Raw genomic sequence first — 16,077 nt, 5'->3', positions numbered from 1 at the left:
TTTCTTGCTGTCGCACCTAACCCTATTGGGCTCGGTCAAAGCGTGACCCTTTCAATGTGGCTCTCGAACATCCCGCCACTTGATACTCAAGGCTGGGCCATCCCATGGGCGGACTTTATAGTAGATGTGACAAAGCCAGATGGAACAAGGGAAACTCTTGGGCCCTTCTCTTCCGACCCTGTTGGCTCTCAATGGGCTAAATATACTCCTGACATGCTTGGCAACTACACTTTCCTATTACGCTACACTGGGCAAACAATCGGCTCAACAAACTACAAAAGCAGCATGAGTTCTCAAGTAGTGCTCATAGTCCAACAGGATGAGCTGCAATATTTACCGTCAACGTCACTTCCTGACGACTACTGGCAAAGACCAATATACGCAGAAAACACGCAATGGGCATCTATTTCTGGAAATTGGCTCCAAGCTGGCTACGACATAAGCTATCGTGGAACCTCTGGTTTCTTTGGCGACGGTGGAGCGTTTAATCCATACACAACCGCACCCGAGACTGCACACGTATTATGGACAAGGTCTCTCGCATTAGGCGGCCTAACTGGAGGCGAATTTGGAGACATAAACCTCTACACAGGACTGACCTACGAAGGTAAATGGGCACCGCCAATAATCATCAATGGTCGACTTTACTACAATACTCCTTTGGGGACCTCTTCATTTCAAGGATTCCAGTGTGTTGATATACGAACTGGGGAAACACTGTGGACACAGGACACCAGTTCCTACAACAACGGCGGTCCATTAACGTTAGGTCAACTGTATGACTACGAGTCACCAAACCAGCACGGTGTTATACCCTATCTCTGGAGCTGCCATACCAACACCTGGATAATGTATGACGCCTTCACAGGCGAGCAAATATTGACTTTAGCAAATGCTACCTACGGAAAATTTGTAATGTCTTCCAACGGTGACATGTTGGTGTATATTCTTAGCGGAGCACGCAACTGGCTTGCACTTTGGAACTCTTCTCTGGTAAAAGGTATGGTAGAAGGCACATCGGGAACGACGGCATGGCAATGGAGACCACGCGGCGGGTCACAGTTGGACTGGAACACTGGAATTCAATGGAACGTAACCGTGCCCGACGTCACAGGGTCACAGTCTATCAACCAAATTTCCGACGGCATAGTACTGGCTTCAACAGCGAGCACCAACGTTCAGCAAACATGGGTTGACATCGGATACAGCGCAAGCACAGGGGAACAATTGTGGCTCAAAAACCGAACTGCACTAGCTGGTGATGTTCCGCTGATTTTCGGAGGCAACTTCCCTAGACCCTACGGCGAAGGCGTTTACGTAATGTTTGCAAAAGAGACAATGAAATGGTACGGCTTCAGCATTGCCACCGGCGATGCCTTGTGGGAGACGGAGCCTATGACTGATGCTTGGGCCTCATACCCTGCAGGAGGCGTTATCGCTTACGGTAAACTCTACACATGCGGCTATGACGGAATGGTACACTGCTACGACATTAAAAACGGCGCACACCTTTGGGACTATTACGGTGGAAACGCAGGACTGGAAACTCCTTACGGTCACTATCCCTTCTTTGGTGGAATAACCGTTGCAGATGGAAAAGTTTACGTTGCAACCAACGAACATAGTCCAGGCGCACCCGTATGGAAAGGCGAAAAACTACACGCTATAGACGCAGAAACCGGCGAAGGCATATGGACCGTTTCAGGCTTATGGAGCGGCTCAGGAGGCGGACGCGGAGCTGGAATGGGACCCGCAGTTGTCGCAGATGGCTACTTGCTATCCCTTAACGGAAATGACAACCAAATCTACTGCTTCGGCAAAGGCCAAACAGCAACCACAATAGAAGCTACACCTACAGTTTCGGCACAAGGGTCCACAGTGTTGCTTACAGGCACCATAACTGACCAGTCCCCAGGTAATACTTGTCTGGGAATCCCAGCAGCCGGCACTCCCGCAATTGCTGACGAAGTCATGACTGATTGGATGGAGTATCTATATATGCAGCAGCCAAAACCCACAGACGCAACCGGTGTAACAGTACATCTAACCGCTATCGACCCTAACGGCAACTTGCAAGACATCGGGAACGCCATAAGCGACACTGATGGCATTTTCGGTTTGACTTGGACTCCGCCAGTTCCAGGGCTCTACAAAGTAACCGCCACCTTCGAAGGAAGCGACTCTTACTTCAGTTCGCATGCTGTAACCATGTTTGCTGTGTCAACAGAAACCGCTGCAGCCCCACTTGCTTCGCCAGTCCCAGACCTCACACCAACTCCCACTCAAACCACTGCACCAACTGCACCGCCAACACAGGCTCAGGAACCTTCACCAAGTCCTGCTCCTCAGCCAACCAGTGGATTGCCAACAACAACCTACATAGTTATAGCTGCAATCGTCTCCATCATCATAGTAATTGCCGCAGCTTTAGCTTTCACTCTTCGTCGACGACAATAAACAGAGGAGACCAAATACCACCTCTTTCTTTTTTTTATGGAAAAAAGTTATGGCTACAATATGGGGGCTGAGTGGGCTTTGGGCATGAATTTCCAACTTTGCTCTTTGTTTGGATTTTCGTTTCTTTCTCTCCTAAGATTCCGTCCCAGAGCCCCAGCAAACCATCTCTCTCATGCTTGTCTTCTGTTGACGTTTTTTCTTGTACCAGCGGGGTTTTTTTGCTGACTGCCACTTCAACTCAAAATAGTCTTGCGCTAACTCTACTAATGCCGAGCTTGTTGTCCGTAAAACTTCAATTTCTTCCTCATTTGTGTTCGATACGATAAAATGGATTATCTTTTTGTCATATATATCCACTCCTGCTTTTGGGACTTCTGAAACGGTTTTTAATTCAAAAGAATTAGTTTTGGCCAAGGCTTTGATGAATTGCGGCATCTTTGCATCTTTAGGCGCGCATGTGATGTATCGAATTTTCGCGCCCCTTTCTATGGCTTCCTCGATGTATTCAAAGTCTCTATTAACCGCATCTGACATGGTTTTCCAGTCCAAAATGCAATCTTTGCTAGTTTGGGTTCCATGCAGGTCGGATCGATAATTTCGCTTCACAGCTCGTAGTCCAGTTGCCAAATAATATTCAGAGTTTTCTTGGCTTGTGTTTTCATTGTGGCTGTCAAATTCCCGGAGAAATTGCTGTGTTTGCCGCTGGATTTTCCTGTGTTTTTCAGCGTTATACTCCAGCAGAATTGCGAATCCTTCAGATAATGGGGCTGCTTGAAAGGCAATGGGTGCACTTATGATTTTTTTCACAAGTCCACGCCTTTGGAGTTCTGGTATAACACGATAAACTTCGGCTCGGTTCATTTGCGCAGTTATCGCGATAGTTTTTACTGTTGCTTGTTCCAATTTGCTGAGGGTTACGTACACTTTTGCTTGTTGTATTGTCATGCCTAATTCAGTAAATACACTTAGGTTTTCCTCGTTGATGGTCATTTCTCTCTCCCTTTTTTCAGTGACGCCAAAATGTGTATATATAACTTTTGTAAAAACCTTCATTTTCTAACGATAAATTGGCCTTCTGCTAGTGTCTGAAACACTAGCCAACCTATAAATTTTGAATATTCGAATATAGCCCACGCAAATTGAGGAGAACCAAGAGATATGTCTATAAATATGCGTAAGACAAACGCAAAACCTCGAAGAAATCCAACAAAAGCTGCAACAATCGCTCTGATTCTGGTCGCAACTATCACTATTTCACTTGCTTTACCAATTGCCACAGCACATGATCCACCAGTGACCGTCCCAACATGGGCTTACATCTACGCTACACCCAACCCCCTTGGCGTCAACCAAGAAACATTATTTGTTTACTGGCTTGATTCGATCCCGCCAACCGCTTTAGGCGCTTACGGGGACAGATGGCAAGGTTTCACCGTGGAAATTACCGCACCTGATGGCTCCAAAGAAACACTTGGTCCTTTCACTTCGGATGCACTAGGCGGCGGATACGCCAGATACGTTCCTACGCAAGTGGGCATCTACAAAGTTGTGCTCCACTTCCCTGATAACGTAGTAACTGGTCTTCCAACCGCTTCAGGCGTGCCGATGAACAATGCCGCTGTCAATGATACCTATGCAGCTTGCACAAGCGACGAATACATACTCACCGTTCAAGATGAGTCGATACCGGCATACGAAGAAGCCCCTTTGCCGACTAGCTTCTGGACTCGCCCCATCAACGGAATGAACAGAAACTGGCAGGAGATTGCAGGGAACTGGTTGAACGCTGGCGATACCGAAGCCGGCGCGCCTGGGGCAGGTCCTACTAGGAAGTATAATCCCTATTCAGAAGGACCTGAAAGCGCTCACATTATGTGGGCACGAGAGTTTTGGGCTGGAGGCGTAATGGGCGGACAGACTGGCGACGCAGGCTACTACACGGGGCAGTCATACGAACTCTTTTGGGACCCTGCAACAATCCTTAACGGGAAACTCTACTACAGCGTTCAAACCCCTCCAAGATACGGCTACTACTGTGTTGATCTCTACACGGGCGAAACAGAATACTTCTACAACACTACTGGTTCGATAAACTTGGCTACAGGTCATCCTGGCGCTAACCCTTCAGGATGCATCAATGGCGAGCTAATTTCATTTGGTCAAGTCTACAACTATGACTCGCCCAACCAGCACGGTGGCTTCCCATACTTATGGAGCACAAACGGCGGAACACCTAAAACAGTGATGGGTCCCTTTGGGGCGTCACAGCAATATACAACATGGAACATGTACGATGCCTTTACAGGAAACTACATTTGCAGCATAGCTAACGTGACTCAAACTGAAACTAGGTATGGGGCTTCGGTTACAACTGGTGCTACAGGTACTTCTGTCTACGGTAAAGACGGAAGCATACTGCGTTATAATATCGTCAATCTTGGAAACGCAACCCATCCTGAAAAGTATTTGCAGGTCTGGAATACCAGCAGAGCTATCTGGTGGAATCCAATCTTTGACAGTCCCACTTATGACCCAGCAGCAGCATTCTCCAGTTTCTACTACTGGGAATGGAGACCATACCTTAACAACACTTGCGACGGAAGCAAGGGCTTCTCATTAAACGCATCAATCCCCAACGTCGGGGGCAGCATTCTAGCCGTTCGTGAAGACCAGTACGTTATCGGCGGAACTGGCGGAAGCAACAATGATGTAGGAATTACTGAGGGCAACCTTTGGGCAATAAGTTTGGAGCTTGGACAAGAAGGTGTGCTACTGTGGAACAAAACGTTTACGCCGCCTAAAACAGTGGTGCCTTCCTCAAAAGGAACTACTCACGCCGTAAGCATGGCTAGTGTAGACCCTGAAGATGGCGTATTTACCTTTGAAGAAACCATGACTGGACAAAGATGGTGCTACAGTCTTGACACAATGCAGCCCTTATGGGGACCATCTGAACCTGAACCTGACGGAGCCTTCTATGGCATGGACGAAATCATCTACCAAGGCATGCTTCTGGGAGGAGGCGTGGCCGCAGGACTTGGAAACGTAGCTGGCTACACAGGACACATAATAGCCTACAACCTAACGACAGGAGAAGTTTTATGGGACTACGCCAGCGGAAACGCAGGCTTCGAAGCTCCCTACGAGAACGTTCCGATAGGTATCGGCTGCATCGCTGACGGAAAACTCTACATTTACTCAAATGAGCATTCACCAAATCAACCCTTGTGGCGCGCTTCATACATGAGGTGCGTTAACGCATCAAACGGAGTTGAACTGTGGAGAATAACACACTGGGGAAACAATCCATCTATCGCAGACGGCTACCTCGTTGACCTAAACCTTTTTGACAACAGAATATACTGCTACGGCAAAGGTCCAAGCGCAACAATCGCATACATACAGAACGACGTTGTACCTCAAGGCAGCACAGTGCTTATCAAAGGCACCGTCACAGACCAATCTGCAGGCGCCAAAAAACTCGCAGACAATTTTGGCTTCACCGATGGTGTTCCAGCAATCGCAGACAAAGACATGCAAGCATGGATGGAGCACCTTTACATGCAGCAATCTGAGCCCAAAGACGCAGAAGGCGTAACCGTACACCTAACAGCGATTGACCCCAACGGTAACTCCCAAGACATAGGTTATGCCACAAGCGATGTTAAAGGCGACTTTGCACTACAGTGGACGCCACCAGTTCCAGGCATGTACAAAGTCACGGCTGAATTCGAAGGCTCAGCTGCCTACTACGGAAGCAAAGCAGGAACCTCCTTCTATGTTACGGAATCAACGGTTAGCCCTGTAGTAACGCAAGGTCCGCCAAGTGCTGCGCCCTCTCAAACAGCGGTTCCAACTCCAGCACAGCCAACACCCGCGTCACCATCACCAAGCGAAGCTCCACAACCACCAACCAGCAGTGGTATGCCAACAACCACCTATGTTGCTATCGGAGCTGCAGTCATCGTTGTCGTCGCAGTTGCAGCAGCACTTGCATTACGCAGACGCAAGTAATAGCAAACAGCCTTCCCCTCTTTTCCTTTTTTGTTTAGTTAGAAAAATTTGTATGGGAAACATAGACAGGGGCTGAGTGGGCTCTGGAAAATGATTCCAACTTTGCTTGTTAGTTTTCATTTTCTTTCTCTCCTGATTTCCGTCTCAAGAGCCCCAGCAAACCCGACAAAAAAATCAAGTGTTCATTCGCCAAAACACGGAACACAGAGAAAACAGACACCAGCCAAAAAGGCAAACGGAAGTGGATTCCAGCCGCACTCAACATGTACGTACACCGCAACCAGCAACCCGCAGCATGCCGCCATGCAGGGAAGTGGAAAAAAGACCCGCATCCCACAACCCAACAGCAAAACAAAACCACCCCGAAAAGAAGCGCCACACAAGACGCCCACAACAACACAAAACAACAGTTAAACAAAACGTATATCAAAACGTATAAACAAACAACCTCCCTCCCCTCAATCATTGCACACATAAACCCAAAAAAGAACACAGCAGCAAACAACTAACAACGAAAAGCAGCCTTCTACATTTTGCTCCACACGAATTCGAAAACCACAACCTTTTTATTTTAATTTCAACGTATCAAAAAGGAACTTATATCTTGGAGGAAAGAACGTGAGGGATTGTCACCTCTGTGCAGTATTCGTTCGCCGTTTTGTCCAGGCATCCCTCTAAGAAACTCCGCACTGATTCTTCATTCAACACCTCCGAGTTTTCACAAATCACAAATAGTTTAGGTAACAGAAGGAGCCAAAACACATGACCAAAACCTCAGGCGCAAACGCCCTAATCAATGCCCTAGACAAACAAAAAGTAGACACAATCTTTGGAATCCTAGGCGGCGCAATCCTGCCCGTTTACGACGCTCTCTGCGGACACAAAACCATCCGGCACATCCTAGCCCGACATGAACAAGGCGCAGCTCACGCAGCCGAAGGATACGCAAGAGCTTCTGGGAAACCAGGCGTATGCATGGCAACTTCAGGACCAGGCGCAACCAATCTGGTCACTGGTATAGCCAACGCGTACATGGACAGTAGCCCCGTCATAGCCTTAACTGGGCAGGTCCCCTCCGTTGGTGTCAACACCTCCTACATGATTGGCAGAGACGCCTTCCAAGAAGCCGACATCATCGGCATAACCACCCCGATAACTAAACATAACTATCAACCCCGAAGCGTAGCCGAAATTCCCACTGTAGTGAACAATGCATTCTACATTGCTACTACAGGGCGCCCGGGACCAGTACTGATTGACTTGCCCAAAAACGTGCAGGCTGAGGTTGCCGAAGTCGAGTACACTCCCCGAATTGACGCACGAGGCTACTGCCCAACCTTAGAACCTGACCTAACCACAATCAGCCAAGCAGCCGACCTACTAGCCAACGCTGAACGCCCCTTGATTTTGGCTGGGGGTGGAGTAATACTCTCCAATGCTTCCGATGAACTCACCCACATGTCTGACCTGCTAATTGCGCCAGTGGCAACAACCTTCATGGGCAAAGGCGCATTTCCCGAAGGACATCCGCTATCGGTGGGCAGCATCGGGATGCACGGAAACCCCGCCGCAAACAGGCTCATGGGTGAAGCCGACGTGCTATTGGCAATTGGAACCCGTTTCTCTGACCGCGCTACCGCTAACCTGAGCAGCTTTGCTCCGAACGCCAAAAAAATCCACATGGACATTGACGCAGCCGAAATTGGCAAAAACATAGACGTAGATGTGTCTGTACTTGGTGATGCCAAAGTTTCCCTACAGACGCTTTATGCAGCGACCCAAAAGAAGTTGCAAAAGAATGAAGAAAGCACCTGGGCTAAGCGAGTCAATGAAGTTAAAGAAAAACTCAGTCCGATACTCAAGGATAACCCTCAGGATTTGGTTCCCAAAATGCTGCTGACGGAACTGCGCAAGATGCTCCCCGAAAACGCCATAGTCACCACCGAAGTGGGTCAAAACCAGATGTGGTCCGCACTATACTTCAAAGCGCTTAAACCCCGAACCTTCATCAGCTCAGGTGGCTTAGGAACCATGGGTTTTGGTTTCCCCGCCGCGTTAGGAGCCAAAGTAGCCTGCCCCGACCGCCCCGTTGTTGACATCGCTGGTGACGGCAGCTTCCTGATGACTGAAAATGAGCTCGCCTGCTCCGTAGCTGAAGACATCCCCGTAATCGTAATCGTCCTCAACAACTCCGTGTTGGGTATGGTGGCGCAATGGCAACGAATGCTCTACAAAGGCAGATACATGGCGGTAAACTTGGGCAAATCACCTGACTTTGTCAAGTTAGCTGAAGCCTACGGAGCACAAGGCATGCGTGTTGGCTCAATTGCGGAATTCCAAACAGCCGTTAAAAAAGCTCTTAAGAGCAAAGTCACCACAGTAATCGATGTGCCCATCGGCTCTGAGGAAGACGTGGTGCCCTTTGTTCCGCCGGGATGCGGCTTACCACAGCAAATGGGGGATTACTAATGGAAACAAGAAGCAACCGTGTAGTTTCAGCAATCGTGGAGAACAAACCTGGTGTACTTCACAGCGTAGCAAACCTGTTTCGCAGACGCAACTTCAACATTGAAAGCATCACTGTAGGCGCTACAGAACAGCCAGAAATAGCACGCATCACCATAACGGTTAACGCAGACGAAAAAACCCTTGACCAAGTCGTCAAACAACTCGATAAGCTGGTAGATGTTGTTAAAGTCACCGAGCTTAACCCCAAAAGCATCGTCACAAGAGAGCTAGCACTCATCAAAGTTCACGTGCCAAGTGCAAAGGAACGCGCCGACGTAATCAGCTGCGTACATGTCTTTAGAGGACGTGTGGTGGATGTTTCACCTGAAAGCCTGATGGTGGAAATCACAGGCACACCCGACAAGATAGACGCCTTCCTTAACCTCATGAGAACCTCTGGCGTAATCGAGTTAGCGCGAACAGGTATTACAGCTCTCTCACGAGGACCCCAAGCCGTCAACATCGAAGAGTAGCCAATGCACCTCTTTTCTTTCCCTTTCATTTAACAACAGTTAAGCGTAAGCAAAATTGAACGGTTAAGGCAAGTGGACTGGCAAATGTTAACATTCCAACAGTGACTTGTCCAGAGAAACACTTAACTTGCCCACCACAAAAAATGGAACTCAGTGAGAAAAAATAATTGAATCACCCGAAACCCGAGAGAGGCACAAAAATGAACATATCAGAAAAAATCTTGGCTAAAGCCTCAGGTAAAACCGTCGTGCAGCCAGGCGAAATCGTAGACGCCAAAGTTGACGTAATAATGGTTCACGACTTAACAGGGCCTTTAGCGATAGAATCCTTCAAAAAAATAGGCGTTTCAAAAGTCTGGGACAACAAAAAAGTAGTCATAATTCTGGACCACCAAATCCCCGCCGAGTCCGTGAAGATGGCGGAGCTGCACAAGATGCTGCGCAAATTCGCCAAAGAACAATCCATCCGCCTCTACGATGTAGGCGAAGGCGGCATCTGCCACCAAGTTATGCCTGAAAAAGGCTACGTAGCCCCTGGAGCCTTGATTGTAGGCGCTGATTCGCACACATGTACCTACGGCGCGTTTGGCGCTTTTTCCACTGGTATTGGTTCAACTGAAGCTGCCGCTGTTTTCGCAACGGGCAAGCTGTGGATGAAAGTTCCCCCAGCCATCAAATTCAACATCGAAGGCGCATTCTCTAAATATGTAACTCCAAAAGACCTGGTTTTACATATGATTGGAAAAATCGGCGTTGACGGCGCTATATACAAAACCGTTGAGTTCACGGGGCAAACAATGCGAGAAATGAGTATCGCAGGAAGAATGACCATCTGCAACATGGCAGTTGAGATGGGCGCCAAAAACGGCATTGTGGAACCCGACGAAACCACCCGCAAATTCTTAGAAACCCGTGTGCCCTCTGGCAAAGTCGACATTGAACAGTGGAAGAGTGATGCTGACGCAAAATACGAGAAAACCATCAACATAGATGTTTCAGGTCTGGGGCCTCAAGTTGCCTGCCCCAGTTCAGTGGACAACGTCAAACCAATAAGCCAAGTTGGCGACATCGAGGTTAACCAAGCCTTCATTGGCTCCTGCACCAACGGAAGAATAGAAGACCTGCGTGTAGCCGCCAAAATTGTGAAAGGCAAAAAAATCAAAACTGGCGTCCGCGCCTTGGTCATTCCTGCATCTCAGGAAGTTTACGCTCAAGCCTTAAAGGAGGGTTTGGTGGAGACCTTCACTGAGGCAGGTGCTATGGTGTGCGGCGCAACCTGTGGTCCATGCTTAGGTGGACATATTGGATTGTTGGCTTCTGGTGAGGCATGTGTGAGTACCTCAAACCGGAACTTCATCGGCAGGATGGGCAGTCCCCAAGCTGATGTCTACTTAGCTTCACCAGCGGTGGTTGCGGCTTCCGCGTTAACGGGCAAGTTAACTGACCCAAGGAAACTGGAGGCATAACCCCGATGAATGCAGTTAAGGCAAAAGTCATAAAATTCGGAAACAACATCGACACAGACGTTATCCTACCCGGCAAATGGCTGTCGCTGATTGACCCCAAAGAGCTGGGAAAACACGCCTTAGAAGGCTTAGACACAGAGTTCCCAAATAAAGCCGCTGCAGGCGTAATCGTTGTGGGCGGAAAGAACTTTGGTTGCGGCTCCAGTCGTGAACAAGCCCCTATCGCGCTGAAAAATTCGGGTGTACAGTGCGTGTTGGCGGAGTCGTTTGCACGCATATTCTACCGTAACAGCATCAACATCGGCTTACCTGTAATTGAGTGCGCAGGTATCTCTGCAGCCGTGAACGATGGTGATGAGTTGGCGGTTGATTTGGAAGCGGGTAAAATCGAAAACCTGACTCAAAAACGGACGCTGCAAGGAACCAAGTTGCCCCCATTCATAATGGAGATTCTCTCTGACGGCGGATTAATTGAAAATTTACGAAAGAGGATGAACAAACAATGAGCAAATACACAATTTCCGTAATTCAAGGCGACGGTATAGGACCAGAACTAACCGAAGCAACTTTGGAAATTCTGGAAGCTGTTCAAGAACGATTTGGCATAGAATTTGACATCGTCTACGCGGATGCGGGAGACACCTGCAACGAGCAACGCGGCGTTCCCCTGCCTGAAGACAGTGTTCAAAAAATCAAAGACAGCCACGCTTGCCTCAAAGGACCCGTAGGTGAAACCGCAGCTGACGTAATTGTGAAGCTGCGTTTAATGTTTGATTTGTATGCGAACCTGCGTCCCATAAAGACTTACCCCGCCGCGGTTGCCGCAAGACCAGACATCGACATGTTCTTTGTAAGAGAGAATACTGAAGATGTCTACAAAGGCTTAGAATACGCCATCGGCGACACCACCCTCTGCCTGCGCGTCATAACTAAACAGGCTTGCGAACGCATCGCCAAGCGCGCTTTTGAAATGGCTAGGCTGCGGAACGGTAAAAAGAAAGTAACCGCCATCCACAAAGCCAACGTTATGCGCGTCACCGACGGCTTATTTGCCAGCGTATGCAGGGAAGTCTCCAAACAGTACCCTGACATTGCATTTAACGAGCTTTACGTGGATGCAGCTTCAATGCGGCTAATCAAGCAGCCCGAGGAATTTGACGTTCTCTGCACTTGCAACATGTTTGGTGACATCCTCAGTGATGAAGCAGCCCAACTTGTCGGCGGCTTAGGCATGGCTCCCGGCGCAAACATCGGTGACAATTTCGCGTTGTTTGAGCCTATTCATGGTTCTGCACCTAATCGGGCTGGTAAACAAACCGCTAACCCGTTGTCCATGATTTTGTCTGCGAAGATGATGCTGGACTGGCTGGGTGAACGGTACGAGGATGACACATGCATAAAAGCGGCGGCTGCCATAGAAGATGCTGTGGTTCAAACGCTGGAGGCAAGGAACACTGTTCCAGACTTAGGCGGAGACAAAACCACGTTGGGCATGGCAGAAGCCATAGCAGAAGCCATTGTTCACACCACCGGTTGAATGAAACATGGAAACAAAACTCCCAACCCCCATCCGCATTTTTGATACAACCTTAAGAGACGGCGAGCAGTCGCCCGGCGTTTCTTTAACTTTAGACGATAAGATAGAGATAGCGCGGCAATTGGGGCTTTTGGGAGTGGATGCCATCGAAGCAGGGTTTCCCAGCTCTTCAGAAGGCGAAAAAAAAGTCGTCAAAGAAATCGTAAAATCAAAGGTTGGCTCCGAAATTGTTGGTTTATGCCGCGCTAACAAAACCGACATCGACGCAGCCATAGACTGCGATGTAGACGCGGTTCACGTGTTCATTCCAACTTCGCCCGTGCAGATGCAGTACGCAGTTAACATGTCGCCTGAGCAGGTTCTCTCTGCCGCCGCGGACTCAGTGGCATACGTGAAGAAGCACGGTTTAACCTGCGAGTTCTCTCCGATGGATGCAACTCGCTCTGAACTGCCCTTCCTAAAGCAAGTCTGCGTCGCAGTGCAGGATGCAGGCATGGACCGTTTGAATGTGCCTGATACTGTGGGTATAATGATTCCTAAAACCATGAGCCAACTTATCCAAGAAGTCCAAAGCGTTGTTACGGTGCCAATTAGTGTGCACTGTCACGATGATTTTGGGATGGCGGTTGCGAACTCGTTGGCTGCTGTTGAGGCAGGCGCCGCTCAGGTTCATTGTACTGTTAACGGGTTAGGTGAACGTGCGGGCAACGCCTCTTTAGAGGAGGTTGTGATGGCTTTGCATATGCTCTACAACTGCAAAACTAACGTTAACCCTAAACTGCTCTATAGCACCTCCCGTTTAGTTTCAGCGCTATCAGGGCTTACCGTGCAAGCTAACAAAGCGATTGTCGGCGAAAACGCCTTTGCGCACGAGTCAGGTATCCACACGCGTGGCGTCACTGAAAAACCATTAACCTTTGAGCCCATCGACCCTGAAATGGTTGGTCGCACCCGCAAGCTGGTTGCTGGAAAACTGGCTGGAACAAGAGGCATCAAAGCGGAACTGGAAGAAATCGGTATCCACCCGACAGAAGCGCAGCTTAAAGATATCGTACAGCGAGTTAAGGAGCTTGGCGACAAGGGCAAAATGGTCACCGACGCCGACCTCCTCGCATTGACAAGTTCGGTTATCGGCGAAGTTATCGGTGAAGAAAAAATTGTGGACCTCTGCGATTTGGCAGTGATGACTGGCGTGAAGGTTTTGCCGACCGCGTCCGTCCGCTTGACTTTGGATGGGAAAGAGTACGTCGCTGCTGAAACAGGCGTGGGTCCCGTGGATGCTGTGCTGAAATCTATTCAGAGTTTGACCAATAACTTGGAGAAGATTCGGCTGAAGGAGTATCGTTTAGAAGCCATAACTGGCGGCTCTAACGCTGTTGCCGAGGTAGTCATAAAAGTGGAGGACGAGAAAGGCAACATCGTATCAGCGCGTGCAGCCCGCGAAGACATCGTCATGGCAAGCGTAGAAGCTATGATTAACGGCATAAACAAGTGCCTTATAAAAAATCGTAAGCAGGGACACCCCAAGTGAAAGTTGCCTTCCAAGGCGAACAAGGCGCATACAGCGAAAGTGCAGTGTACCAGTTTTTTGGTTCCAACGCACAGGTGAAACCCTGCCGCGAATTCCGTGACGTCTTTGAAAGCGTACAAAAACAAGAAACCTCCTTTGGGGTGGTTCCTGTAGAGAACAGCTTAGAAGGCAGCGTAAACCAGAACTATGACCTTTTTTTGCAGTACGACTTGAAGGTCTGCGGGGAAGTCATCGTCAAAATTGAACACTGCCTCATCGTGAATCCCGGGACCTCACTGGCGGACATAAAAGCGGTTTATTCGCATCCGCAGGCGCTGGCTCAGTGTCGAACGTTTCTGGAACGGTCCAAGTTTGAACTTATCCCAACATATGACACGGCGGGTAGCGTAAAGATGCTAAAAGAAAACAGTTTCCGTAACGCTGCGGCTATCGCCAGCGAACGGGCAGCTAAACTTTATGGCATGCAGATTCTTGCCAACGACATCGCGGATAACCATGAAAACTATACGCGGTTCTTTGTTTTATCTCAAGAGGACGCCCAGTTTTCAGGCAAAGACAAAACCTCCATAATTTTCTCAGCGGCTCATTCGCCTGGTTCCCTTTACCATGCTTTGGGGGAATTTGCAAGACGCGGCATAAACTTGACTAAAATTGAGTCCCGACCCACAAAGCAGAAGCCTTGGGAGTACAATTTTTATTTAGATTTTGAAGGTCACCGAAGTGAAGCCCGTTGTGTGGAGGCGCTTAAGGGGCTGGAGAAGTTTGCGGCTTTTGTAAAGATTTTAGGGTCGTACCCTAAAGCTAATCGCCTGCCATAGTTTTGGCAAGACTTTTGTGCTATTTTTTGTTGGTGAATATGCCGATGCTGGCTATGATTGCAGTTGTCACGATGACCACAACGGCTGTGTTCACGAATAGGTCAGCGTAGGGTAGCCCGTATTGTGCGGGTAATGTGGCTAATACGGCTGCGGCTAAGCCTCGGGTGAGAATTGTTGACATCAGTTTGCTTTCGGTTCTCATTTCGCTTTTTATGGTGGTTAGCCATACTGCGCCGTATCTAGCCCCTAGTAGTGCAACAGACAAAATCACTCCCACCGCCAGAAGACTGAGGCTTGAGAAGGTGGCAATTATCCCTAGGAACACAAAGAAGAAGGTGCGTATGAGGAAGGCGATTTCCGATTCGAATCGTCTTAAGCCATCTGTTATGGCGACTTCTCCATTGTCGGAAAGCTTGAAAAAGCTCAAGATTTGCTGTTCATTGCCCAAGACTAATCCAAATAGCAGTGCGCTAAGTGCTCCGCTTCCGCCAAGGCTCTCTGAGAAGGCATATGCAAACATGACTATTGCTAGGGTGAGTATGTATGAGAAGGGAAGTGTGTTAACTCGTCTCATGATCAGTAGCCAGATGAGGCCGACAAACACGCCGATGGCTGCGCCGATTAAGAATTTGCCTCCGATACCCACTGCAATTGAGGAGTAGTTTGTTTGTCCTGTGGTTATTACGCCGATTATGACTAAGCTTACGACGATGCAGAGGATGTCTGTTATTGCGGATTCCAAGATTAGGGTGGTGGCGGCTTTTTCGCTAATTTTGATTTTTGAGGCTACAGAGATTACCACGATGGAGCTGCTTCCGCCGTAGATGCTTCCAAACAGTAACCCGTAAAGGATGGGTACGCCGAAGGCGACGATGGTTATGACCGCGGTGACCAGAACGCTTAGGATGAATCCGACAACTGCGAGAATTACCGCTCTTGGACTGTGTTTTACCACTTTTTGTATGGTTAAACCCATGCCGCCATCAAACAGTATGTAAACCAGCGCTAAAGCGGCGATGTAGGGGGCAAAGCTCTGAACAGCAGCGGGTTCTATTGCTCCCAAGATTGGTCCTGCGAGTGCACCTATGAAGATTAGGATAAGCATGTCCGGTATTCGGGTTTTGTTGAAAAGGTAGTTCGCTACGAACCCTACTATGATTACGGTAGCACATATCATAAGTGCAGTGGAGATGTCAACCACGTCGCATCGAATCTTCTACGTGGCTTGGGTTTTTAAGACTTTTTACAGAAAAAATTGTAGTTCTGATGGGGT

At 48.7% G+C, this 16,077-nt stretch carries 11 protein-coding genes; 9 read left to right on the top strand and 2 right to left on the bottom strand.

Annotated features, from left to right (window positions below):
• The first annotated feature begins 54 nt into the window (after positions 1 to 54).
• Positions 55 to 2,457, top strand: coding sequence for a PQQ-binding-like beta-propeller repeat protein (locus tag ACBZ72_10520; GenBank protein XES76603.1), 2,403 nt, complete (start codon positions 55 to 57; stop codon positions 2,455 to 2,457).
• Positions 2,458 to 2,589: 132 nt separating this feature from the next.
• Here ACBZ72_10520 and ACBZ72_10515 read toward each other — a convergent pair whose 3' ends face one another.
• Positions 2,590 to 3,447: a TrmB family transcriptional regulator gene (locus ACBZ72_10515; GenBank protein XES76602.1), complete on the bottom strand. Its 858-nt coding sequence runs from the start codon at positions 3,445 to 3,447 to the stop codon at positions 2,590 to 2,592.
• A 168-nt stretch (positions 3,448 to 3,615) separates the two neighbouring features.
• Here ACBZ72_10515 and ACBZ72_10510 point away from each other — a divergent pair, with 168 nt between their 5' ends.
• The 8 genes from ACBZ72_10510 to pheA all read left to right on the top strand — a co-directional run bounded on the left by ACBZ72_10510 (position 3,616) and on the right by pheA (position 14,804).
• A complete protein-coding gene (locus tag ACBZ72_10510) occupies positions 3,616 to 6,471 on the top strand; it encodes a hypothetical protein (GenBank protein ID XES76601.1) in 2,856 nt (951 codons plus the stop codon).
• A gap of 762 nt (positions 6,472 to 7,233) precedes the next feature.
• Entirely contained in the window at positions 7,234 to 8,940 is a 1,707-nt protein-coding gene (gene ilvB / locus ACBZ72_10505) for a biosynthetic-type acetolactate synthase large subunit (GenBank protein ID XES76600.1), read from the top strand.
• Complete coding sequence (gene ilvN, locus ACBZ72_10500; protein ID XES76599.1) at positions 8,940 to 9,452, top strand: acetolactate synthase small subunit; 513 nt, start codon at positions 8,940 to 8,942, stop codon at positions 9,450 to 9,452. The genes ilvB and ilvN overlap by 1 nt, the downstream gene beginning before the upstream one ends.
• A 200-nt stretch (positions 9,453 to 9,652) precedes the next feature.
• Positions 9,653 to 10,918: a 3-isopropylmalate dehydratase large subunit gene (locus ACBZ72_10495; GenBank protein XES76598.1), complete on the top strand. Its 1,266-nt coding sequence runs from the start codon at positions 9,653 to 9,655 to the stop codon at positions 10,916 to 10,918.
• Between the two features lie 5 nt (positions 10,919 to 10,923).
• A complete protein-coding gene (locus ACBZ72_10490; protein XES76597.1) occupies positions 10,924 to 11,424 on the top strand; it encodes a 3-isopropylmalate dehydratase small subunit in 501 nt (166 codons plus the stop codon).
• Positions 11,421 to 12,455 carry an isocitrate/isopropylmalate dehydrogenase family protein gene (locus ACBZ72_10485; protein XES76596.1) on the top strand — a complete coding sequence of 345 codons (1,035 nt, stop codon included), beginning with the start codon at positions 11,421 to 11,423 and terminating at the stop codon, positions 12,453 to 12,455. The genes ACBZ72_10490 and ACBZ72_10485 overlap by 4 nt, the downstream gene beginning before the upstream one ends.
• A gap of 7 nt (positions 12,456 to 12,462) precedes the next feature.
• Positions 12,463 to 13,986: a 2-isopropylmalate synthase gene (locus ACBZ72_10480; protein XES76595.1), complete on the top strand. Its 1,524-nt coding sequence runs from the start codon at positions 12,463 to 12,465 to the stop codon at positions 13,984 to 13,986.
• A complete protein-coding gene (pheA, locus tag ACBZ72_10475; GenBank protein ID XES76594.1) occupies positions 13,983 to 14,804 on the top strand; it encodes a prephenate dehydratase in 822 nt (273 codons plus the stop codon). Before ACBZ72_10480 ends, pheA begins: the two co-directional genes overlap by 4 nt.
• 19 nt (positions 14,805 to 14,823) lie before the next feature.
• Here the strand turns inward: pheA and ACBZ72_10470 are convergent, their stop codons facing one another.
• On the bottom strand, positions 14,824 to 16,005 hold the full coding sequence (locus ACBZ72_10470; GenBank protein XES76593.1) for a cation:proton antiporter: 1,182 nt from the start codon (positions 16,003 to 16,005) through the stop codon (positions 14,824 to 14,826).
• Positions 16,006 to 16,077: the final 72 nt, after the last annotated feature.

The sequence above is a fragment of the Candidatus Bathyarchaeia archaeon genome, assembly GCA_041447175.1.
Taxonomy (GTDB): Archaea; Thermoproteota; Bathyarchaeia; order Bathyarchaeales; family Bathycorpusculaceae; genus JADGNF01.
The sequence above is the reverse complement of the archived record's forward strand: the minus strand, read 5'-3'. Positions and strand labels throughout refer to the sequence as shown.